This is a genomic window from Ferrovibrio sp., assembly GCF_036381655.1.
GTDB lineage: Bacteria > Pseudomonadota > Alphaproteobacteria > Ferrovibrionales > Ferrovibrionaceae > Ferrovibrio.
The window spans coordinates 44,065-66,647 of the sequence record NZ_DASVCJ010000006.1; the positions used below are offsets into that span (position 1 = coordinate 44,065).

Below are 22,583 nucleotides of genomic sequence, written 5' to 3' on the forward strand. Positions count from 1 at the left end.
GCAATGCCGACGCGGCCGGGTTTTGGCCTTGTCACAAAGGCTTCGGATAGATGCTGGCGGCGGTGTTCCTGACCGTCGTCGTCGACCTGATCGGCTTCGGCCTGATTCTGCCGCTCCTGCCCTTCTATGCCAGCCATTTCGGCGCCTCGCCTTTCGCCGTGGCGCTGCTGTCGGCCGTCTTCTCGGTCGCACAATTCCTCGTCGCGCCGCCGCTTGGCAGCCTTTCCGACCGGATCGGCCGCAAGCCCGTCTTCCTCGCCTGCACGATCCTGACCGCCGCCGGCTATCTGACGCTGGCTTTCGCCGACAGCCTCTGGGTGATCTTCGCCGCCCGCGTGATGGGCGGCATCGGCAGCGGCAAGATCGGCATCGCGCAGGCGATCATCGGCGACGCCACCCCGCCGCAGAAGCGCGCCAAAGGCATGGGATTGATCGGCGCAGGCTTCGGGATCGGCATGATCCTGGGTCCGATCCTTGGCGGGGTCCTGATCGGCGATGATCCGGCGCATCCGGCCTATCATCTGCCGGCCTTTGCCGCGGCTGCCGCCTCCAGCCTTGCGCTGCTGCTTGCCGCGATCACCATCAGAGAGACGCTGTCGCCAGGATCGGGCAGCGCGGTAAGGAGCCGGAACATCCTGAAGACGCTGCCGCAGCTCAGCCCCGGCGCCCTTGCTTTCGTGACGATGAATTTCGCGATCAGCTTCGCTTTCGCGCAGATCGAAACGCTGTTCCCGCTTTTCGCCAATGCGCGGCTGCACTGGCACGCCTATGAGGTGGGCATCGCCTACACCTTCATCGGGGCGATCGTCCTGGCGATGCAGGGCCTGCTGATCGGCCCGCTGGCGCTGCGCTTCGGGGAAGCCAGGCTGCTCGTCGCCGGCCTGATCGGGCTGGCCGCCGGCATGCTGATGTCGCACTGGATTTTCGCACCCGTCGAAATGGCGCTGTCGATCATCCTGACGGCAACCGGCTTCGCCCTGGTCAATCCGAGCATCAACAGCCTGATCTCGCGCAGCGCCGATCCCGGCAAACAGGGATTGACCATGGGCACGGCGCAGTCCATGGCGGCGCTCGGCCGCGTGCTCGGCCCGGTCTGGGGCGGCTGGCTCTTCGATGAGATCGGGGTCAGCGTGCCCTATATCGTCGGCAGCATCATTCTGCTGCTCACCTTGGCCGCGGGATGGCGCCAGATCCGGGCCGTGCCGGGGGAGAAGACTTGAGCGAGACCTACCGCGCCATTCTTTGCGAACAGCTTGGGCCGCCCGAACTGCTGCGTTTTTCGGAGCTGGCCAGGCAGCCACTGGCCCCCGGTCAGGTGCGGGTGGCGATCCGCGCGGCAGGCGTCAATTTTCCCGACCTGCTGCAGATCGCCGGTTCGTACCAGCACAAACCGCCCCTGCCCTTCACGCCCGGCTTCGAGGCTGCCGGAGACATCGTCGAGGTCGGCGCGGCAGTGACCCGCTGGCGGATCGGCGATGCCGTGATCCTGCGAAGCCGGGGCGGCGCCTATGCCGAAGAGGTGGCGGTCGAGGCGCAGGCGCTGCTGCCCAAACCGCCGGACTGGAGTTACGAAGAGGCGGCGGCGTTTCCCGTTGCCGCCGCCACGGCCTGGGTCGCGCTGGTGCCGCGCGGGCGGCTGCGGGCCGGCGAGACGCTGCTGGTGCTGGGCGCCGGCGGCGGCACCGGCCTGGGCGCGGTGGCGCTCGGGGCCCGTATGGGCGCCACGGTGCTGGCTGTCGCCTCCTCCGCCGGGAAGCGCGCCGCGGCGCTGGCGGCCGGGGCCCGCGGCGCGCTTGATCCCGCCGACGAAAGCTGGATCGAGCAGGTGCGCAGCCTCACGCAGGGGCGCGGCGCCGACGTGGTCTTCGATCCGGTCGGCGGCGAGCTTTTCGCGGCGGCCTGGCGCGGCGTCGCCAATGGCGGGCGCTATCTGGTGGTCGGCTTTGCCGCCGGGCAGCATCCGAAGCTGGCCGTCAACCGCCTGCTGCTGCGCGAGGCCGAACTGATCGGGGTGCGGGCCGGCGAACAGGGCCGGCGCGATCCGGCGCTCGGCCGGCAGCTCGGCGCGGCGCTGGCGGAGCAGTTAGTCAGCGGCCAGGGGCGACCGTTTGTCGGAGGGGTCTACCGGCTTCCGGACGCCGCTGCCGCCCTTCGCCTGCTGGCCGAGCGGCGCGCGGTTGGCAAGCTGGTGCTGCAGGCCGGCTAGCGGGCCCAACTGGCAACGTTCCAGCGGCAGACAGACGGTTACCGTCGTGCCGACGCCGACCTGGCTTTCGATATGCAACTCGCCGCCATGCAGCTCGATCAGGCTGCGCGACAGCGACAGGCCGAGGCCGGTGCCTTCATGGCTGCGCGACAGGGCGTTGGCGACCTGGCTGAAGGGCTGCTGAACCCGCTCGATATCCTCCTCGGCAATGCCGATCCCGGTATCGGCGACAACCACCTCGAAGCTGCCGTCCGGCCCGATATCGCAGCGGATATCGACACTGCCGCCGCGCGGCGTGAACTTCACGGCGTTGCTGAACAGATTGATCCAGACCTGACGCAGGCGGCGCGAATCGCCCCAGATCGACGGCGAGGGCGTCGGCATGACCTTGCGGATGGTGATCTCGCTGGCATTGGCGCGCTCGCGCACCAGCAGCAGAGCGGCGTCCAGGCTTTCGCTCAGGTCGATCCATTCCTCTTCCAGGCTCATCATGCCGGATTCGACCTTGGCCATGTCGAGGATGTCGTTGATCAGCGACAGCAGATGCTCGCCGCTGGCGACGATGTCACGGCAGTATTCGCGGTATTTCGCATTGCCCAGCGGCCCCATCATCTCGTGCAGCAGGACCTGCGAGAAGCCGAGGATCGCATTCAGGGGCGTGCGCAGTTCATGGCTCATATTAGCCAGGAAATCCGACTTGGCCCGGTTCGCGGCCTCGGCCTGGTCCTTGGCCAGCATCAGTTGCTGCTCGGCATGACGCTGCCGGCTCACGTCGCGGAACATGCCTTCGATCATCACGGCATTGCCGCGGTCGTCGGCGACGCGGCGCAGCGTCTTCGATACCCAGATGGAGCTGCCGTCGCGGCGGCGCATCTCCGAGCGGAAGTCGCGGACCACGCCATATCGCTCGAGCTGCCTCAGCAGCTCCTGGCGGCGGTCAGGGTTGACGTAGAGCTGCTCGCCGGCGCGCGTGACATTGGCCAGCATCTCCTCCGGCGAATGGAAGCCGAAAATCTCGGCGCCGGCCCGGTTGATCGCCAGCACCCGGCCCTCCGGGGTTTCCTGGATGATGCCTTCATGGACGTTGTCGAAAATCTGGCGGTACTTCGCCTCGGCCTGGCGCAGCCGGATCTGCGCCCGTTTGCGCAGCGTGATATCGGTGAAGACCGATACATACCCGCCGCTGGGCAGCCGCCGCCAGTCGAAATTCAGCCAGGTGCCGTCGGTCAGCCGGACCTCCTGCTTGCGATCCGCCTTGGTGGACGCATCGATATAGGCGTCGATCCAGGCGGCCGCCTCTTCGGCGCGGATGGTCACGGTGCCACGGTCGATCAGCAGCCAGAGGAAATCCTTTGCCGACAAGCCGGGCTGGATTTCTCCGGGAGCGAAGCTGAACAATTCCGCCAGCCGGCGGTTGAAGCGGATCAGGTTGGGCCCGGCATCCCAGACCGCCAGCCCCTCGCCCACCGTGTCGAGGGCCTCATAGAGCAATGTGTCGGCTGGATCGGAGCCCGCGCCGGCCTGCGCTCCCGGCGCGTCCTGGTGACGGCCCAGCGCAGCCATGAACCGGTCGTCGCCGTAAGGCGGCTTGCTCAACGCTCCCCCCTTTAGCCCACAGGCATTCGATTACAGCACTGGCGATCCCGGCGCCCGGGACAGATACGGTGGCAAAAATCATGCGCCTGGCGAACCGTAATCTCCCAACGGCCACCCGGATTGCCCGTTATACGCGTCATTATTGGGGCGAGAAGTTGTCACATAGCTCGCCGGCCTCCGCAATAGAAAACGCCAGATTCATGCTAAGGATATCGGGAATCGGGCAAATTCCGGCTGGAAAGCCGGGCCGCGCCCCGTCGTTCAGCGGCGAGCAGGTAGCAAAAAGGGCCGGCAGCCTGCGCCGCCAGCCCTTCGCAACCCGGTGGGTGAATCTCCTGCCGGTCCCTTAGATGCAGTAGCTCTTCAGCGGCGGGAAGCCGTTAAACCCTACCGACGAATAGGTCGTCGTATAGGCCCCGGTGGACAGGATCTGGACCTTGTCGCCGACTCGCAGGGCCAGCGGCAGATGGTAGTCCGTCTTCTCGTAGAGAATGTCGGCGCTGTCGCAGCTCGGGCCGGCCAGCGCCACCGGGCCGGTCGGTCCCCCGTCATGCGGCGTGACGATGCGGTATTTGATCGCCTCGTCCATGGTCTCGGCCAGGCCGGAGAACTTGCCGATATCGAGATAGACCCAGCGCCGATCGTCGCCGTAATCCTTCTCCGAAATCAGCACGACCTCGGCCTGAATGACGCCGGCATCGCCGACCAGGCCGCGGCCCGGCTCGATGATCATGTCCGGCAGGTTGTTGCCGAAATGCTTGGTCATGGCGTTGCCGATCGCCTGGGCATAGGCCTCCAGCATCGGCACGTCGGAGCGATAGCGCGCCGGAAAGCCGCCGCCGAGATTGACCATGCGCAGCTCGACGTCGTGCTGCTGCAGCACGGTGAACATCTGCGAAACCTGGGCGACCGCCTTGTCCCACTGGTTCAGATCGGTCTGCTGCGAGCCGACATGGAAGGAGATGCCGTAGGGGTCGAGCCCGAGCGCACGCGCCTTGACCAGCAGATCGGCAGCCATGTGCGGCGCGCAGCCGAATTTCCGCGACAGCGGCCATTCGGCCCCTTCGCATTCCATCAGAACGCGGCAGAAGACCTGCGAGCCCGGGGCGACCTCAGCCAGCTTCTCCAGCTCGCAGAGCGAGTCGAAGGCATAAAGCCGCACGCCCTTGTCGAAGGCCCAGGCGATGTCGCGCTTCTTCTTGATCGTGTTGCCGAAGGAGATGCGGTCCGGCGTAATGCCCAGGCTCAGGCACTGCTCGATCTCGCCGGCCGAGGCGGTGTCGAAATTGGAGCCCAGCGACCGCAGGCGGCGCAGGATTTCCGGCGCCGGATTGGCCTTGATGGCGTAGTAGACGCGGGCATGCGGCAAAAGCCGCCGCAGCTCGCGGTAATTCTGCTCGACGACATCCACGTCCACGACCAGGAACGGGTCGCGATCCTTGGACTCGGCGAGGAACTTCTGCAGTTTGGGGGTGAGTTGCCCCTGTTCAATACGCGACTTGGACGAGGAACGTCGCATACGGGTCGTCGTGCGGCCAGCAGCTGCAAGCATCGAAACTTCCCTCTCGGACCGGCTCTGAACCCGACGTAGCTCGCGCTACGCCACCAAAAGAGACGCGTTCGTCGTTGCATAACCTGCCAGGGGCCATCGGCACGTGCGGGTGCGTCAATGAAGCGCTATTTACAGCATTCGCCCCTCGATGCAATAGGAAATCGTGGCCGCATAAAAATATTTTGCAGCGGGCGTGTCCTCGGTGCCACGACGGCGCGAGTCGCGCGCGGCGGCGGACAGCGCGGCGCGCCGCACGAGGCGCGGCTCCCATCGCTAGCGGCCGGCGCCGCCAAGAGAGGCGCCAGCCGGTCAGTACAGAGCGGCGAGCTGGCTTGGCAGCCCGATGAAGCCGCGCAATTGCTGCGGTGACAGCGATGCCGGCCGGCTCGGCGCTCCCAGGCCGACGATCCGCGTCATCTGTCCGGCCTGCTCCAGATGCACCACCTGCCCGCCGAAGCCGGTCACCTCGGCGCGGCCGACACTGAGCAGCGCCACCTCGGTCGCATCCGGCCCGATGCGTCCCGCCACGGTGGCCGCCTTCACGGCGACGGTGGCGGTCGGCAGAACCACATAGACGTTCCCGGGATTGGCGGAATCCAACTGGAAGCTGCCCCGTTCGATCTGCAGCACCACGCGGTCGGCCTCGAATTCGTCGACCCGGAGAGAGCTGTTGGGACCGATGATCAGAGCCGTCCGATCGTTCAGCAGGAACTTCATGCCCGAGCCCGGGCCGCTGGCGATCCGACTGCCGAGGACGACCGGACGGCCGCCCTGCAATTCCTGCCCCACTATCTTCGGCGCAGTGGTCGCGGCGGCGGGCATGACATCTTCCGGCGCCATGCCGGGATGATCCGGGGCCGCCCAGCTCTGGGCGGCGTAGCCGGCAATTGCTGCAACGGCAAGCGTGAGGGATGCGCGCAAGGCGCGGCGGTAAAGAGAGGCAGCCATGAGACGGCTCCGGGCAAATGTGAGGATTGCGCGCACTATGCGCGCGATTTGCGCCGGCCGCTGTGATGGCAGCTACGAATCGGACTTATTTGAGCGCGCTATTTGGTGCCGTAGATCCGGTCGCCGGCATCGCCGAGGCCCGGACGGATATAGCCGTGATCGTCGAGCTGGCGGTCGATGGCGCAGGTGAAGATCGGCACATCCGGATGGTTGTCCTGCATGACCTGCAATCCCTCCGGCGCGGTCAGCAGGCAGACGAACTTGATCTGCGTGGCACCGGCCTCTTTCATCCGCGTCACGGCGGCGGCCGCGGAATGCCCCGTGGCCAGCATCGGGTCGACCACGATGACCAGGCGTTCGCGGATATCCTCCGGCAGCTTGAGATAATACTCGACCGGAACGAGGGTCTCCGGATCGCGATAGAGGCCGACATGGCCGACGCGGGCCGAAGGCACCAGATCGAGCATGCCGTCCAGGATGCCGTTGCCGGCCCGCAGGATCGAAACGAAGCAGAGCTTCTTGCCGGCCAGCAGCGGCGCCTTCATCGGCTCCAGCGGGGTTTCGATCTCGACCTTCTCCAAAGGCAAATCGCGCGTCACCTCATAGGCCAGCAGCAGGCTGACCTCGCGCACCAGCCGGCGGAACTCCGCGGTCGAAACCTCCCTGCGGCGCAGCAGGGTGAGCTTGTGCTGCACCAGCGGATGGCTGACCACGGTGACATTCGGAAATGCGTTCATCGCTGCTTCCCCCGAGTCGAACTCAAAAAACCGTCCCGTCGCTGATCACCCTGATCGGCGGGCTGCCATCCGGCCGCTTTTCCCGCGCGATCTTGCGGCCGGCAGCCCAGGTGCCGCCTTCCAGGATGCGGGCGAGCGGCAGCTCGGCCCGGCTCTTGCCCAGACGTTCGCGCACCGGGTCGGCGATGCGGTCGAGCAAGGCCAGCGTCAGGGCACGCCACTCAACCACCGCTTCGTCCTCGACGGGCAGCGCATATTTCGCCAGCGCCTCATGCCGCAGGGACAGCACGCCGGTATCCAGGAACAGCCCGCCGTTGCGGTATTCCGGCAGGCCGGTGAGGTCGTCGAGGCCGGTGACGGAGATGCCGGCCTCCTCGAAAATCTCGACCAGAGAATAGGTCAGCCACTGCGAGAGCTTATGGAACGGCACCAGGCCGCTGGTCAGGTCGCCGCTGACGATGGCGCGGTGCCGCCAGACATCGCCGAGATTGGCGCCGTCGATCGTCATCCGCGAGGGCCAGATCGGCGCCAGCCCTTCCAGAATGGCAGCGAGAATGGCGCGCGCCGGCAGTTTTCCATCGACGGCGGATGCCTTCAGATAGTCGTAGAGGCCGCCGATGCGGCGCTCCTCGCCGAACAGGTCGGGGCGCGCCTTCAACGCCGCGCCCAGATTGCGCATCAGCGCCGCCCGCCCTTCCACGCCGACCAACGGATTCCCGCTGCCGACCTGGAACGCCTTTTCGATGGCGTTCGGCGGCAGCGGCAGCAGCCCCGCCGCATCGGCCCGCAGCGACCGGTCCTTGTCGCCGGAGAACAGCCCGGCCCGGAAGGCATGCAGGCTCGCCACCGCCAGGCCTTCGGAGCGGGCAAGCCTCTGGCCGGTTGCAGCTTCCTCATATCGCCAATCCGGGCCGGCGCCGGCATCGAGCAGCACGCTGGTGACGCATAGATCGAAGCGGATGCGCGCGACCTCGTCCTTGTCCCGGCCCCGCAACTCGCTCGCCAAGCGGCCCCAGCGGTCGACGCCGCCGGCCGCGAAATGCCGCCAGCGGGCGTGATAGGGAATTTCCAGGGTCGGATAATTCTCGCGGATAACGGCCGCCACATAATCCGCGGCAGCCGGCAGGGCTTTGAAATGCACATGGAAATTGGGCAAGGCATCGCGCTCGCCCAAGGCCAGTAGCTCATGACAGCGCAAACGGATCGCTTCCGGCGTGCGCAGCCAGGCAACAGCCTGCGCCGGATCCTGCAAATCACCCACCAATCCTACTCCTCGAGCTTCCGGCCCTTCGCCCGCTTCAACTCGTCGCTATCCGGTACCTTGTCGGTGAAATAGCCGGCCGCCTTCTTGGCATCCATCTCCACCTTCGCGTCGGCCGGAATCAGTTCATCCGGGATCGGCACGCGCTCGACCACCTCGATGCCGCTATCGACGATCGGTTGATACTTCATGTTGCTCATCGAAACCAGACGGTCGATGCGGCTGATGCCGAGCCAGTGCAGCACATCCGGCATGAGTTCCTGAAAGCGCATATCCTGCACGCCGGCGACGCATTCCGTGCGCTGGAAATAGGCCTCGGCCCGGTCGCCGCCCTCCTGGCGCTTGCGCGCATTGTAGACGAGGAACTTGGTCACCTCGCCCAAAGCGCGGCCTTCCTTGCGGTTGTAGACGATGACGCCGACGCCGCCCTGCTGCGCCGTCTCGATGCAGACCTCGATGCCATGCGCGAGATACGGCCGGCAGGTGCAGATGTCCGAACCGAACACATCCGAGCCGTTGCATTCGTCATGCACCCGGCAGGCGATCCTGGTCTCCGTCTTGCCCAGCTTGGCCGGGTCGCCGAACAGGTAGACCGTCATGCCGCCGATCGGAGGCAGGAAGACCTTGAGGTCCGGACGGGTCACCAGTTCGGGGAACATGCCGCCGGTCTGCTCGAACAAGCCGCGGCGCAGCTCGGTCTCGCTGATCTTGAAACGCTTGGCGATGCTCGGCAGCCACCAGACCGGCTCGACCGCCATCTTGGTGACCTTCACGTCGCCGTTCGCCGCCAGGATATTGCCGTCCGGCTTCAGGCGGCCGGCCTGTATCGCCTGCTGCAGTTCCGGCATGTTGATATGCGCCTTGGTGACCGCGATGGTCGGGCGGATATCCCAGCCGGCGGCGATTTGCTGGGCAAAGACCTCGCTGGTCATGTGGCCCCAGGGATCGAGCGAGACGATCTTCTCCGGATCGGCCCATTGCGGGAAGGGGCCGATCGGCTCGGCCGGGGTGGTGTTCGTCAGGTCCGGACGATGGTCGGCGTTGAGCTGGCCGGCCGCCACCGCCAGCGCGCGATACAGCGAATAGGCGCCGGAATGCGTGCCGATGGCATTTTTGCCGCCCGGATTCTTCAGCGTGGCGACGATCGGGCCGCGCTGGATCGGATCGGCGGCCCCCCACTCGATCGGCAGCGGCCTGGCGCTTTCCGCCTTGCTGGGATGCGAGGTCAGAACGATCGGTTTCGGAGCCGGCTTCTTCTGATTCGGAATATTCGGGATGTCGGTCGTTGTCATGGTCTATACCCGAAGGTTGAGGGGCCCGGCTGGCGCAAGGGCGCCGCCAGATTGGCAAACTCACACAGCAATGGCCGCGTATCGCGCGGATCGATGATCTCTTCCACCAGGAAGGCTTCCGCCGTGCGGAACGGCGAACGCACCTTGTTCAGCCGGTCCTCGATCTGCTTGAGCAGCGCCGCGGGATCGGCGGACTTCTCCAGCTCGGCGCGATAGGCCGCCTCGATACCGCCTTCCAGCGGCAGGCTGCCCCAATCGCCGGACGGCCAGGCGTAGCGGTATTGCAGCCGGCTGTGATTAGAATGGGCTGCCCCGGCGACGCCGAAGGACTTGCGCACCAAGATCGAGCACCAGGGCACGCTCGCCTGATACACCGCCGCCATCGCCCTCGCCCCGTGGCGGATGGTTCCGGCCTGCTCGGCCTCGGGCCCGATCAGGAAGCCGGGGATGTCGACGAAATGCACCACCGGCAGATGGAAAGTCTGCGCCAGATCGACGAAGCGGGTGATCTTATGCGCCGCATCGGCGGTCCAGCCGCCACCGTAATGATACGGATCGCTGGCCAGGATCGCGACCGGCCAGCCATCCAGGCGGGCCAGGCCGGTGATCGACGAACGGCCGTACATGCGGCCCATCTCGAAGAAGCTGCCCTGATCCACCGTCATGTCGATGATCTCGCGCATCTTGTAGACGCGGCGGCGGTCGCGCGGCACGATCGACAGCAGACGTTCATCGCGGCGGTTCGGATCGTCGCTCGGCGCGATGCGGGCGGGCAGCTCGTAAATCGATTGCGGCAGGTAGGACAGGAAGCGCCGCGCCGCCGCGAAGGCCTCCTCCTCGCTGGCGACCGCCAGGTCCGCCGCCCCGGCGCGCGTATGGATCTCGCTGCCGCCGAGTTCTTCCTTGGTCATCTCGACCCCGGTGCGGGCGACGACCGGCGGCCCCGCGATGAACATCTGCGAGATATTCTCGACCATGACGCAGAAATGGCTGCTGACCGCGCGCGCCGCGCCCAGGCCGGCCACCGAGCCCAGCGCCAAAGCCACCACCGGCACGGTGTTCAGGTTCGCGACCACATGCTGCCAGCCCGGCATGCGCGGCACATAGGTGCGGCCATCCATCTCGAGCGACTTGACCGAGCCGCCGCCGCCGGTGCCGTCGACGAGGCGCACCATCGGCAGGCGCAGTTCATGCGACATCTGCTCGGCCATGACCTGCTTCTCCCAGATCGAGGCATCGGCAGCGCCGCCGCGCACGGTGAAATCATCGCCGCCGACCACTACCGGCCGGCCTTCTATGCGGCCCCGGCCGAACACGAAGTTGGTCGGACTGAAATCGATCAGGTTGCCATCGTCGTCGTATTGCCCGCGGCCGGCGATGGCGCCGATTTCATGGAAAGAGCCGGGATCGAGCAGCCGCTCGATGCGTTCGCGGACCGTCAGCTTGCCGCCATCATGCTGGCGCTTGACCTTCTCCGGCCCGCCCATACGGCGAGCCAGTTCCTCACGGCGGCGCAGTTCGGTGATTTCAGCTTCCCAGCTCATTTTCATGGCCCTGTGGCACTGGAAAGCAATGGAGTGTAACGCCCGCCTCGGGGGCGCACAATGGGTTGGACAGGCTGTCGCGGGAGCTTAACCCCAGGGAAAGCCAGGGTTTCAGGAAAGCCCCCCCCGCGGCCTGTCACAAAATCGGGGCTGGGGCGTCTTTAAGACTGAACACGCATGGTGCGTGATGGAGAAAGCGATGTCCCCCCGAGTGAAAGACCATATCAAGCTGGCTCCCGAGCAGGTCAAGGCGATGCTGGCCCTGGAAGCCAGTTTCGAGAAAAGCAGCCTGGAACCTGGCCTGCGTGATCTGGTGAAGCTGCGCGCCTCCCAGATCAATGGCTGCGCCTTTTGCATTCACATGCATACATCCGACGCCCGCAAGCAGGGCGAAAGCGAGATGCGGCTGTACATGCTGAATGCCTGGCGGGAATCGCCGCTCTACAGCAAGCGGGAACGGGCGGCCCTGGCCTGGACGGAGGCCCTGACCCGGCTGGCCGAAACGGGCGCGCCGGATGCCGATTACGATCTGGTGAAAGCCGAATTCAGCGAGGCCGAGCAGGTACAGCTGACGATGCTGATCGGCGCGATCAACGTGTGGAACCGGCTGCAAGTCGGGTTCCGCGCCCAGCATCCGGTGGATGCCAAGGACAAGCCGGCAGCGTAACGCCGATGGCGACCCTCGGGCGGAGGGGGCTTACGCCCCCTCGCGCCGCTGTTAGAACGTGCCCGGATAATTGCCGCCATCGAGCAGAATGTTCTGCGCGGTCAGATAGCCGGCCGGAACGGAGCACATGAAGGCGCAGACCTGTCCGAATTCTTCCGCCGTGCCGAAACGGCCGGCGGGAATGGTGGCAGCCTGCTTCTGGAATTCCGCTTCGAGCTCTGCTCCGCTCTTTTTGCTCTGGGCGCCGATCGTGCCCTTCAGCCGGTCGGTGAGAAAACGTCCCGGCAGCAGGTTGTTGATGGTGACCCCGTGCTTGGCGACCTGACGGGCGACGCCGCCGATGAAGCCGGTCAAACCGGCGCGGGCGCCGTTCGACAGGCCCAGGATCGGGATCGGCGCCTTCACCGAACTGGAGGTGATGTTGACGATGCGGCCGAATTTGCGCTCGGCCATGCCGTCGACCACCGCCTTGGTCAGCAGGATCGGCGTGATCATGTTCGCATCCAGCGCCTTGATCCAGACATCGCGATCCCAGTCGCGGAAATCGCCCGGCGGCGGTCCGCCGGCATTGTTGACGAGGATGTCGATCTGTCCGGCCGCTGCCAGGGCCTGCTCGCGTCCGTCCGCGGTGGTGATGTCGCCGGCGACGGTTTTCACGGTGACGCCCGGCGCGGCCTCCCGGATGGCCTTGGCCGCTGCCTCCAGCGCTTCCGCGCCGCGGGCAGTGATGGTGACGTTGACGCCTTCCTTGGCCAAGGCCATCGCGCAACCGAAGCCGAGCCCCTTGCTGGCCGCGCAAACCAGAGCGTTACGTCCTTTGATGCCAAAATCCATGATGACTCTCCTTCGTCTTTTTCGTCTTTTCCGGCTTGTCTTTTCCGGGGGGATTTTGATGTCGTTTGCCTGAAGCCGCCGTCATTCGGCGGATGCGGCATACTCCGTTTCCGAAGCCACGCCCCAGTCGCGCAGCGCCTCGGCGCCACCCTGGTCGCGCTCGACCGGGGCGGAGCGAATGGCTCCGGGGGTGCGGGAGAAGCGCGGCGCCGGGCTTGGCTGAACCACGCCGCCGATTTCGGCGAAGGTCTTCCGCGCCGCCATGTGCTTATGCTTCGGCGCCTCCTCGAGCGACAGGACGGGCGCAAAGCAGATATCGGTGCCTTCCATCAGCGCGCACCATTCATCGCGCGATTTCGTCCTGAAGCTGGCGGCGAAAGCGGAGCGTAAAATCTCCCAGTTCCGGCGATCATACTGCTTCGGCAGAGTCGCCGGATCGAGCCCGAGCACCTTGATCAGTTCGGCGTAGAACTTGCCTTCGATCGAACCGATCGAAATGAAGAGGCCGTCCTTGCATTCATAGGTGTCGTACCAGGGCGCGCCCGTATCGAGGATGTTGCTGCCGCGCCGATCCGACCAGATTCCGGCTCCCATCATGCCGTAGAAGCCGGTCATCAAGGAGGCAGCGCCATCCACCATGGCCGCATCGACCACCTGGCCGCGGCCGGATTGCTGCCGCTCATACAGCGCCGCCAGCACGCCCATCGCCAGGTAGAGCGAGCCGCCGCCGAAATCGCCGACCAGATTGAGCGGCGGCACCGGCTTGCCGTCCTTGAGGCCGATCGCATGCAGCGCGCCGGTCAGCGCGATGTAATTGATGTCATGCCCGGCGGCGGAAGCCAGCGGCCCTTCCTGCCCCCAGCCCGTCATGCGCCCGTAGACGAGTTTCGGATTGCGGTCGAGCGCAACATCCGGCCCAAGACCCAGGCGCTCCATCACGCCAGGGCGGAAGCCTTCGATCAGAACATCGGCTTTCGCGATCAGCTCCAGCATCAGGCGGATCGCCTTGGCATCCTTCAGATCGAGCGCCAGCGAGCGCTTGCCGCGTCCGTTCAACGCATATTTGGTTTCGACCTTCAGGCCGAGATCGGACTCGCCGACGCGATCGATGCGCAGAACGTCAGCCCCGAGATCGGCGAGCAGCATGCCGCAAAACGGCACGGGGCCGATCGCCGGCATCTCGATCACTTTCAATCCGGTCAGCGGGCCGCTCATTGCTTTTCACCTACCGGTTTGGCGGTCTTCGGCTTCCACTCCACCGTCGGCAGGTTGGCCTTCTTCCACTCGCCGAGGCCGCCATGGATATGGGCCACGTTCACCAGACCCATCTCCTTTGCAGTCTTGCCGGCGAGCGCCGAGCGCCAGCCACCGGTGCAGTAAAAGATGTATTGCGTCTTGGCCTGCGCCTCGGGAGCGAAAACCGGTTTGTGATACGGGCTTTCGGGATCGATCCAGAATTCCAGCATGCCGCGCGTGGCATGAAAGGCATTCGGGATCATGCCTTCGCGTTCAAGCTCGCGCGGATCCCGCAGATCCACAAAAACCACGTCCGGTTTGCCAAGCTGTTCGGCGGCTTCCTGCGGCGTCAGCGTGACGATCTGCGCCAGCGCCTCTTCCAGCATGGCCTTGTAGCCTTTGGGCATGGTGGCGTCCTCCCGTATTGCCTGGGGAGGCTGACTATAAGTCACCAATGCAGGCGAGACCATGCCCCGCGCCAGTCAATGCTGCAATCGGGCCAGAGCCGGGGCCGCCATGTCCATCCCGCGGATTGTATTGCATCCCGAACCGACATCATCAGGGGATCGTCCGGGTCGAACAGCAGGGCGTTGTTGTGCCAGGTATCGGGCAGCGCCGCAGCCATGCCATCCTGCCCCGGAGCGGACCGCCCGACCAGCAGCAGCGCACTGACGCTGTTATGGCCGGGATCAAATCGCAGGCGCAGGCCGCTGAGCCAGTTGCGGCCGGCCAGGATGTCAAAATCCTTGCTGCGCAGATCGTCGGGCCGCTCGGCGATCATCAGGGCATCGCCTTCGCTCCAGGTGACGACGGGAATGCCGCGCTCGGCGAGCGCGGCGAGACGCTGGCGCAGCACGACCTCCGGGACCGGCCCGCCCTCCCCGCGACGCTGCGCGGCGGTTTCCAGCATCTGCCCCGCGCCGATGATCGCGGCTCCCATCCAGGCGGAGATCAGCAACCCATGTCCCCAACGGCTGTGCAGCAACCGCAAGGGACCGGGAAAGCGGCGGGCCCGCAACGCCGGCGTCGCCTGCCGGCGCCGCTTGAGCGCAGCCGAGTCCGGTCCGTAAAAGGCGAACAGCATGGCCCCGATCACCAGCCACTGGCCGCAGGCATAGCTGCCGGGTTTCTCGCCGCTTAGCTGAAACGACAGGCCTGCCTCGGCGTATTCCACGCCCTGCGCGGCAAAGCTGGCGAAACGTTGCGCCGCCGCAGTATCGGCATCCGCCGCATTGCGGAAGCGGGCGGCCATGACCGCGGTGCCGTCGCCGAACCGCGCCAGTTCCGCCGCCAAAGCCCCGGGAAACAGCGGCCTCACGTCCCGGTATTCGCTCGCATGGCGGCCGAATACCGCCCAGGAATTCATGAAGCCGCCATAGCGGGTCGCCAGGGCCACCGTGTCGACGCGCAGCCGACGGGCCGCCCAGCGGTCGAATATCTCGTAGACGCCAACCGGCACGCCAACGCCGCCCACGAGAAGCAACAGCATGGCAAGCCACGGACCCTCGCCCGTCCAGTCGAATATCGTCCAATAGGCCGCCAGACGGCCGGCTATCGCGGAGACGAAACCCTCCACCGCATCCCCCAATCAACCCCGCTATCTGTTTGCTCTAAAAATCCCGCAACTACAATGGCTTGTTGCAATCCGGAAGATATTAACGGAATCTTTGCGCCCAGGCGGTTAAGGACGGGACAGTTCAGACGAGGCAATCACGAGTCCATGGCCCCGATTTCCGCGCCTTCCGCCGCCCTACGCCCGGACACCTACCGCATCGGCGGTCATCAGGTGAGCTATGAACTGCTGTCGACCTTGCGGCAGGCCAGCCACCGCACCGGCGTCGATTTCGCCTATCTGGTCGCCCAGGCCGGCCAGGAAAGCGGTTTCCAGCCGAATGCCCAGGCCAGGACCAGTTCGGCCCGCGGGCTGTTCCAGTTCGTCGAGAGCACCTGGCTCGAATTGGTCCGCGATCACGGCAGCAAATACGGCCTGGCCGCGCAGGCCCAGCAGATTTCGACCGGCAGCGATGGCCGGCCACGGGTCGGGGATGCCGAGGCGCGCCGCGAAATCCTGGCGCTGCGTGACGATCCGCGCATCGCTTCCGTCATGGCCGCCGAATATGCCCGCAGCAACGAGCAGGCCCTGTCCCGCGAACTTGGCGTCGATCTGAACAGCGTCGATCTCTATCTGGGGCACTTCCTCGGCGCCGCCGGCGCCGGGAAATTCCTGGCCGCCAGGCTGGACGATCCCTCGCAAAGCGCCGCCGCCCTGCTCCCCGAGGCGGCCGCGGCAAACCGCAGCGTGTTCTATACGGCCGATGGCCAGCCGCGCAGCGTCGGCGATATCTACGCCGACTTCCAGCGCAAGCTCGCCAACAACATCCAGGGTCTTGATCTGCCCCCCACCACCGGCAGGCCCCGGATATCTGCCGTGGCCAACCATCTGGCCGAACAGCGCCGCATCACCGATCAAGCCGTCAAGATCATGGCTTTCGAGGCCTTGCGCGACATGATGCTACGCGACCGGAAAAAGCCCGGCAGCGACATCGACAGCTCCTGGTAATTCAGACGACGCGGGTGAGTACCGGACGGCCGCCAAAATGCGCCGCCAGGTTCTGCAACACCAGCTCGCCCATCGCACGGCGGGTCTGATGGGTGCCGCTGCCGACATGCGGCGTCAGCACGACGTTCTCGAGGCTTAGCAGCGCCTCCGGCACATGCGGCTCGTCGGCGAAGACATCGAGCCCGGCGCCGGCGATCTTGCCTTCAACCAACGCCTTCACCAGCGCCGGTTCCTCGACCACGCTGCCGCGCGCGATGTTGACGACATAACCCTTGTCGCCGAGCGCCGCGATCACCTCGGCGTTGACGATGCCTTCGGTTTCCCGTCCGCCCGGGCAGGCGATCATCAGGATATCGACATCCTTCGCCATGGCCGTGAGGTTATCATAATAGCGATACGGCAGGTCGTTCTTGCGGCGCGGTCCGAAATAGCAGATTTCGACGCCGAAGGGTTCGGCGCGCCGCGCGATGGCCTGGCCGATGCGGCCAAGCCCGACGATCCCCATCACCTTGCCGCCGAGCTTTTCGGTCAGCGGGAACTTGGCCTTGGGCCATTGTCCCTGACGGACGAACTGATCGCCTTGCGGAATGCGCCGCATCACGCTGAGCAGCAGCACCATCGCGATATCGGCGACATCGTCGGTGAGCACATCCGGCGTATTGGTGACAATCACCTTGCGTTCCTTGGCGCAAGCGATGTCGATCGGATCGTAACCGACTCCGAAACTGGAAATGATCTCAAGCCTGGGCAGGGCTTCGATCAGGGCGCGATCCGCTCCCACACTGCCCGACGTCACCAGCCCGCGGACCCGGCCCGAGGCCTCGCGGATCAATGCATTGCGGTCGGAAGCCTGCCACAGCCGATGCACGGTATAGTCCCGCTGCAGGATCTCCTCGATCACTGGCGGCAACGGCGTGGTTTGCAGAATCTCAACGGCCATCCAACATACTCCCTAGCATCTGATATCTTGCAGCGTAATGGGATCGGCTGGCGCACCGCAAGGCATGGCATCCGGCGGCGGCGGCCCATGATCCGACCCGGCCCCACGATCCGGCCGAACCGCCGAATCGCCCGGCACCCGATCCACCCCAGGCCCGGATTCCACCAAGCCCGATTCCACCGCGACCCGACATCCGGGGCAACGGCCCCGGGAGCGCGAATGGGACCGGGCCCGTCGCGAGCCGACATTGCCGGCCGATAACGCGACCGTCATAATCTGCCGACCTTACGGGAGCCGAATCATGCGCCTTTCCGCCCTCATCCTTGGATGCGCCGCCATCCTGACCGCCCTGCCCGCGGGAGCGCAGGAAAAGGTGGTCAATGTCTACAACTGGTCCGATTACATCGCCCCGGCGGTCCTGCAGGCTTTCGAGCAGGATACGGGCATCAAGGTCCGCTACGACGTCTACGATTCCAACGACACGCTGGAAGCCAAGCTGCTGGCCGGCAAGACCGGCTACGATGTCGTGGTGCCGACGCAGTATTACATGGCGCGGCAGGTGCAGGCGAAGCTGCTGCAGCCGCTGGACAAGAGCAAGATTCCCAATCTGAAGAACCTCGATCCGGCGCTGATGGAGCGGCTGGCCAAATACGATCCCGGAAACGCGCACGCGGCCATCTACATGTGGGGCACCAGCGGAATCGGACTCAACCCCGACAAGATCAAACAGCGCCTGCCGAACCCGCCGGCCTACAGCCTGCGCATGCTATTCGACCCGGAGGTGGTGTCGAAATTCGCCGATTGCGGCGTCGAGGTGCTGGATGCGCCGGATGAGATCATGGTCGCCGCCATGAAATATCTCGGCCTCGATCCCAATTCGAAAGATGCCGCCAGCATCGCCAAGGCGGAGGGGGTGCTGATGAAGGTGCGCCCCTACATCCGCAAATTCCATTCGTCGCAATACATCAACGATCTGGCGAACGGGGACGCCTGCCTCGCCTATGGCTATTCCGGCGACATCCTGCAGGCCAGGGCCCGCGCCGAGGAAGCCAAGAACGGCGTGCATGTGCAGTACCTGCTTCCCAGGGAGGGCGCGCAGCAATGGTTCGATGTGATGGCCATTCCCGCCGATGCGCCCCATGCGGAAAACGCCCACATCTTCATCAATTACATCCTGCAGCCGAAGGTAATCGCCAAGATTACCAACGCCGTGCAATATCCGAATGCCGTGCCTGCCTCCCTGCAATTCGTCGACAAGGACGCCATGGCGGATAAAGACGTCTTCCCTCCAGCCGAGACGATCAAGCAACTCTATACGGTGCAGCCGTTCAATCAATCGCAGCAGCGTATCCTGACCCGCGCCTGGACGCGGGTGAAAGGCGGCGGCTGAAGCCATGGCCCTTCTCAGCCTGAAGGGCGTTTCCAAGCATTACGGCGACGAAACGGCAGTCGACACCCTCGATCTTGATGTCGAGGATGGCGAATGCCTCGTCCTGCTGGGGCCATCGGGTTGCGGCAAATCCACCCTGCTGCGGATGATCGCCGGCCTGGAGACGCCCGATGGCGGGCAGATCCTGCTGGATGGGCGCGACATCACGGACCTGCCGCCGCACAAGCGGCCGGTCAATATGATGTTCCAGTCTTATGCCCTGTTTCCGCATCTGACAGTGAAGGACAACATCGCCTTCGGTTTGCGCCGGGAAGGGTTGCCGAATGTCGAGATCGCGCGGCGCCTCGATGAGGCGATGGCGATGCTGGAGATCGCCGCATATGCCGACCGCAGGCCGCATCAATTGTCCGGCGGCCAGCAACAGCGCGTCGCCCTGGCGCGCGCATTGGTGAAGCGGCCGCGATTGCTGCTGCTGGACGAGCCGCTTGCCGCGCTCGACAAGCGCCTGCGTCAGCAGACCCAGGCCGAGTTGCGCAAGCTGAACCGGCAGACCGGCATCACCTTCGTCTTCGTCACGCACGACAATGACGAAGCCATGGCGCTCGCCGACCGTGTCGCCGTGATGGACCGGGGCCGCCTGCGACAGGTGGATCGGCCTCGGCAGGTCTATGACCGGCCCATCGACCGGTTCGTCGCCACGCTCATGGCGGATATCAATCTGTTCGACGCGGTGGTCGCGGAGGAGGCCGGCGGACTGACGCTGGCGCGCAGCGGCGTAATGATGCTGCAATTTCCCATGAACGGAGCGGAGCCCCAGCCGGGAGGCCGGCAATTGCTCGGGTTGCGGCCGGAGCAGATCAAGATTTCCCGCGAGGCCGGACCGAGCGCGCCCAATACGGCCTCGGGCATCGTCACCGATATCGACTACATCGGCGACATGACGACACTCGAAATCCGCCTCCCCGACGGCCAGACCGTCAGGGCCTCGCAACTGAACTCGATCCAAGAGCCGATCGTCGAACGCGATGAAACGGTTTGGCTTGCCTGGGATGCCAATGCCCTCGTCCCGCTGGCGGATCGGTGAGATGACGCGTCGCAGTGCCGCCCTGCTTGCCGTACCCGCGCTGTGGACGGCCGTCTTCATCGCCGTCCCGCTGGCCCTGATCCTGAAGATCAGCTTCGCCGAGCCGCTGCTGGCGCAGCCGCCCTATACCTCTTTGTTCGAATGGACCGCGCAAGGTCTGCACTGGAAAGCCCAGCTCGGCAATTTTGCGCTGATCTTCAGCGATCCTCTTTATATCCATGCGCTCGGCAATAGCCTGCTTTTCGCCGGCATCGCGACGCTCTGCTGCCTGGGGCTCGGCCTGGCGATCGCCCGCGCCGTCGATCGGGCCGCGCCGCAATGGCAGCCGATATTGCTGACGGCGATCATTCTGCCCTTCTGGACCTCGTTCCTCATTCGCGTCTATGCCTGGATCGCCCTGCTCAAACCCGAGGGGCTGATCAATGCGGCACTGATCGAGCTTGGCCTGATCGATACGCCGCTGGTGATGATCAATACCGGCTTCGGCGTGGTGATCGGCATGGTCTATTCTTATCTGCCATTCGCCATCCTGCCGATCTACGCATCCCTGGCCGGCCAGTCGCCGCGGTTGACGGAAGCCGCCATCGATCTGGGCGCTTCGCCGATCAAAGCCTTCTGGCTCGTCACCGTACCGCTGGCCCGGCCAGGCATTCTCGCCGCCGCCCTCATGATCTTCATTCCCACGGTTGGCGAATTCGTCATTCCCGACCTGCTCGGCGGCTCGGCCACGATCACCCTGGGCCAGGCGCTCTGGACCGAATTCTTCTCCAACCGCGACTGGACCATGGCGAGCGCGCTGGCCGTACTGCTGACCTTGCTGCTGCTCGCTCCCGCACTCTGGCTGCAACGGCTGGAGCTTGCCGATAAACCGGGGCTGCGGCGATGATCCGGCATCCGTCTCCCAGACTGGGCTTTGCGCATCTCACCGCCCTCACCTTCGGGCTGGCATTTCTCTACCTGCCGATCCTTCTGGTGGTGATCTTCTCTTTCAATGCCTCGAAGCTGGTCACCGTGTGGGGTGGCTTTTCCCTGCACTGGTATGGGGTTCTGTTTTCCAATTCGGCTTATCTCGAAGCAGCTGTCAACTCGCTGAAGATCGCAACGCTAGCGGCGACCCTGGCAACCGCGCTGGGCACGCTCGGCGCTTTGGCGCTGACCCGACTCGGCCGCTTTCCCGGACGACAGATTTTCGGCGGCCTCCTGCTGGCGCCGATGGTCCTGCCGGAAGTGATCCTTGGCGTGAGCGCGCTGATGCTGTTCGTAACGCTGGGGATCGAGCGCGGCTTGCCATCCGTGGCGGTGGCGCATGCCACTTTCGGCGCGGCTTACGTGCTGGTGATCATTCAGTCGAAGCTGGTCACCCTGGATCCGAATCTCGATGCGGCGGCGCGCGATCTGGGAGCCGGGCCGGTTATGGCCTTTCTGCTCGTCACCGTGCCAAGCCTGCTGCCGGCCCTTGTCGCCGGGTGGCTGTTGGCGTTCACCCTGTCGCTTGACGACGTCGTGGTGGCATCCTTCGTCAACGGTCCAGGCGCCACCACCCTGCCGGTGCGCGTCTACAGCGCGGTACGCCTCGGCGTCTCGCCGGAAATCAACGCCATCTCCACCATCATGCTGGCGATCGTCGGCATCGTCGTCATTGCCGCCAGCTTGCTGCAGAAACAAGCCTTAATGCGCAATCGCCGCTAAAGCTGGAATTGCTGCAACGTCATGTCGAGGCGGCGCAGGAATTCCGCCTCGTCCGCCGGCAGGCCGAAGCGCATCCAATGCGGTCGATTGTCGAAGATGCGGACATGGACGCCCTGCTTGCGCAGCGCCGCGGCGAAAGCGGCTGCGTCGGCGATCTTGGCCAGCCTGAACAGGCCGGTGCCGCCAATGACATGAATGCCGCGCTGGCGCAGGGCCTGATCGAAGCGCACTTGTCTCTCGCGCAAGGCGCTCCGCATAGCGGTCTGCCAGGCCGTATCGCTCAAAGCCGCGGTTCCGATGGAAAGCGCCGGGCCGCACACCGCCCAGGGTCCCAGCGCGGCCGCCAGGACCCGGGTGACGCCGGGTTCGCCCAGCACGAAGCCGAGCCGCAATCCTGCCAGGCCGAAGAATTTCCCGAAGGAGCGCAAAATCAGCAGGCCCGGGCTGCCGGCGGCATCCGCAAGGGAGGTTTCGGGAGCCACATCGGCGAAGGCTTCATCGACGATCAGCCAGCCGCCCCGGCCTGCCAGCTCTTTCTGCCAGCGAAGCAGCATGTCGCGCCCAATCACCCGGCCGTCGGGATTGTTCGGATTGACGACGATCAGGACATCGACACCATTCAGGCTGCCGGGCAGGCCCTCGATCTCGGTTACCGCATGCCCGGCCATTCTCCAGGCATAGGCGTGTTCGGCATAGGTCGGCCCGAGGACGGCAACCCTGGCTGGCGCGAAAAGGCGCGGCAGCCACTGGATCGCCGCCTGCGTGCCGGGCGCGGCGGCTATCCCGGCCGCAGGCGGACAGCCATAGGCGCCTCGCGCCGCCGCCAGCAAAGCCTCCACTTCGATGGCCGATGGCAGGCGGGTCCAGGCCCCGTCAGGAACCGACGGCATCGGATAAGGCCCCGGATTGATCCCGGTGCTGAGATCGATCCACTCCCCTGCATAATCTTCCGCCCCAGCCCTCCGCAACGCGGCCAGGTCGCCGCCATGCCTGGGCGGCTCCGGTTGACGGCCTGGCGGTGTCTCGCTCATGGTGAACCCCGACTTC

Annotated in this window: 20 protein-coding genes and 1 pseudogene; 8 read left to right on the top strand and 13 right to left on the bottom strand. The window is 65.5% G+C overall.

Annotated elements, in window-relative coordinates; translation table 11 throughout:
• Window positions 1-50: 50 nt before the first annotated feature.
• A complete protein-coding gene (locus tag VF194_RS00595) occupies window positions 51-1,220 on the top strand; it encodes an MFS transporter (RefSeq protein ID WP_330886973.1) in 1,170 nt (389 codons plus the stop codon).
• Window positions 1,217-2,206: an NADPH:quinone oxidoreductase family protein gene (locus VF194_RS00600; protein WP_330886975.1), complete on the top strand. Its 990-nt coding sequence runs from the start codon at window positions 1,217-1,219 to the stop codon at window positions 2,204-2,206. The genes VF194_RS00595 and VF194_RS00600 overlap by 4 nt, the downstream gene beginning before the upstream one ends.
• Window positions 2,207-2,236: 30 nt before the next feature.
• Here VF194_RS00600 and VF194_RS00605 read toward each other — a convergent pair.
• From VF194_RS00605 to VF194_RS00635, 7 genes and pseudogenes are all read right to left on the bottom strand, one after another.
• Window positions 2,237-3,769: pseudogene (locus VF194_RS00605) on the bottom strand (PAS domain-containing sensor histidine kinase); the annotation flags it as partial.
• A 379-nt stretch (window positions 3,770-4,148) separates the two neighbouring features.
• The gene (locus VF194_RS00610; RefSeq protein WP_330887385.1) at window positions 4,149-5,321 is read right to left on the bottom strand and encodes a type III PLP-dependent enzyme; all 1,173 of its coding nucleotides are present in this window, start codon (window positions 5,319-5,321) and stop codon (window positions 4,149-4,151) included.
• Between the two features lie 342 nt (window positions 5,322-5,663).
• The gene (locus VF194_RS00615; protein WP_330886977.1) at window positions 5,664-6,302 is read right to left on the bottom strand and encodes a FecR domain-containing protein; all 639 of its coding nucleotides are present in this window, start codon (window positions 6,300-6,302) and stop codon (window positions 5,664-5,666) included.
• A gap of 98 nt (window positions 6,303-6,400) precedes the next feature.
• Window positions 6,401-7,039: a uracil phosphoribosyltransferase gene (gene upp, locus VF194_RS00620; RefSeq protein ID WP_330886979.1), complete on the bottom strand. Its 639-nt coding sequence runs from the start codon at window positions 7,037-7,039 to the stop codon at window positions 6,401-6,403.
• Between the two features lie 22 nt (window positions 7,040-7,061).
• Window positions 7,062-8,300, bottom strand: coding sequence for a URC4/urg3 family protein (locus VF194_RS00625; RefSeq protein ID WP_330886981.1), 1,239 nt, complete (start codon window positions 8,298-8,300; stop codon window positions 7,062-7,064).
• Between the two features lie 5 nt (window positions 8,301-8,305).
• Window positions 8,306-9,592: a GTP cyclohydrolase II gene (locus VF194_RS00630; RefSeq protein ID WP_330886983.1), complete on the bottom strand. Its 1,287-nt coding sequence runs from the start codon at window positions 9,590-9,592 to the stop codon at window positions 8,306-8,308.
• The gene (locus VF194_RS00635; protein WP_330886985.1) at window positions 9,589-11,136 is read right to left on the bottom strand and encodes an acyl-CoA carboxylase subunit beta; all 1,548 of its coding nucleotides are present in this window, start codon (window positions 11,134-11,136) and stop codon (window positions 9,589-9,591) included. Before VF194_RS00635 ends, VF194_RS00630 begins: the two co-directional genes overlap by 4 nt.
• A gap of 199 nt (window positions 11,137-11,335) precedes the next feature.
• On the opposite strand from VF194_RS00635, the gene VF194_RS00640 reads away from it, so the two are divergent.
• Complete coding sequence (locus VF194_RS00640; protein WP_330886987.1) at window positions 11,336-11,803, top strand: carboxymuconolactone decarboxylase family protein; 468 nt, start codon at window positions 11,336-11,338, stop codon at window positions 11,801-11,803.
• Between the two features lie 51 nt (window positions 11,804-11,854).
• On the opposite strand, the gene VF194_RS00645 is transcribed toward VF194_RS00640, so the two are convergent.
• The 4 genes from VF194_RS00645 to VF194_RS00660 all read right to left on the bottom strand — a co-directional run bounded on the left by VF194_RS00645 (window position 11,855) and on the right by VF194_RS00660 (window position 15,449).
• Window positions 11,855-12,637, bottom strand: coding sequence for an SDR family oxidoreductase (locus VF194_RS00645; RefSeq protein WP_330886988.1), 783 nt, complete (start codon window positions 12,635-12,637; stop codon window positions 11,855-11,857).
• Window positions 12,638-12,718: 81 nt separating this feature from the next.
• Entirely contained in the window at window positions 12,719-13,852 is a 1,134-nt protein-coding gene (locus VF194_RS00650) for a CaiB/BaiF CoA-transferase family protein (RefSeq protein WP_330886990.1), read from the bottom strand.
• A complete protein-coding gene (locus VF194_RS00655) occupies window positions 13,849-14,280 on the bottom strand; it encodes a rhodanese-like domain-containing protein (protein WP_330886992.1) in 432 nt (143 codons plus the stop codon). Before VF194_RS00655 ends, VF194_RS00650 begins: the two co-directional genes overlap by 4 nt.
• Before the next feature lie 41 nt (window positions 14,281-14,321).
• Complete coding sequence (locus VF194_RS00660) at window positions 14,322-15,449, bottom strand: hypothetical protein (protein WP_330886994.1); 1,128 nt, start codon at window positions 15,447-15,449, stop codon at window positions 14,322-14,324.
• A 144-nt stretch (window positions 15,450-15,593) separates the two neighbouring features.
• Between VF194_RS00660 and VF194_RS00665 the strand changes: the two genes are divergently transcribed.
• A complete protein-coding gene (locus VF194_RS00665) occupies window positions 15,594-16,433 on the top strand; it encodes a transglycosylase SLT domain-containing protein (protein ID WP_330886996.1) in 840 nt (279 codons plus the stop codon).
• A 1-nt stretch (window position 16,434) separates the two neighbouring features.
• Here the strand turns inward: VF194_RS00665 and VF194_RS00670 are convergent, their stop codons facing one another.
• Window positions 16,435-17,373, bottom strand: a complete 939-nt coding sequence (locus VF194_RS00670; RefSeq protein WP_330886998.1) for a 2-hydroxyacid dehydrogenase — start codon at window positions 17,371-17,373, stop codon at window positions 16,435-16,437.
• Window positions 17,374-17,674: 301 nt separating this feature from the next.
• Between VF194_RS00670 and VF194_RS00675 the strand changes: the two genes are divergently transcribed.
• Genes VF194_RS00675 through VF194_RS00690 form a run of 4 tightly spaced genes read left to right on the top strand, consistent with a single transcriptional unit; the run spans window position 17,675 to window position 21,536 of the window.
• Window positions 17,675-18,763 carry a polyamine ABC transporter substrate-binding protein gene (locus VF194_RS00675; protein WP_330887000.1) on the top strand — a complete coding sequence of 363 codons (1,089 nt, stop codon included), beginning with the start codon at window positions 17,675-17,677 and terminating at the stop codon, window positions 18,761-18,763.
• A 4-nt stretch (window positions 18,764-18,767) separates the two neighbouring features.
• A complete protein-coding gene (locus tag VF194_RS00680) occupies window positions 18,768-19,847 on the top strand; it encodes an ABC transporter ATP-binding protein (protein ID WP_330887002.1) in 1,080 nt (359 codons plus the stop codon).
• A gap of 1 nt (window position 19,848) precedes the next feature.
• Window positions 19,849-20,733, top strand: coding sequence for an ABC transporter permease (locus VF194_RS00685; protein ID WP_330887004.1), 885 nt, complete (start codon window positions 19,849-19,851; stop codon window positions 20,731-20,733).
• Window positions 20,730-21,536, top strand: a complete 807-nt coding sequence (locus tag VF194_RS00690) for an ABC transporter permease (protein WP_330887006.1) — start codon at window positions 20,730-20,732, stop codon at window positions 21,534-21,536. Before VF194_RS00685 ends, VF194_RS00690 begins: the two co-directional genes overlap by 4 nt.
• Here the strand turns inward: VF194_RS00690 and cobD are convergent.
• Window positions 21,533-22,567 carry a threonine-phosphate decarboxylase CobD gene (cobD, locus tag VF194_RS00695; protein WP_330887008.1) on the bottom strand — a complete coding sequence of 345 codons (1,035 nt, stop codon included), beginning with the start codon at window positions 22,565-22,567 and terminating at the stop codon, window positions 21,533-21,535. The two genes, VF194_RS00690 and cobD, sit on opposite strands and share 4 nt — an antisense overlap.
• Window positions 22,568-22,583 lie beyond the last annotated feature (16 nt).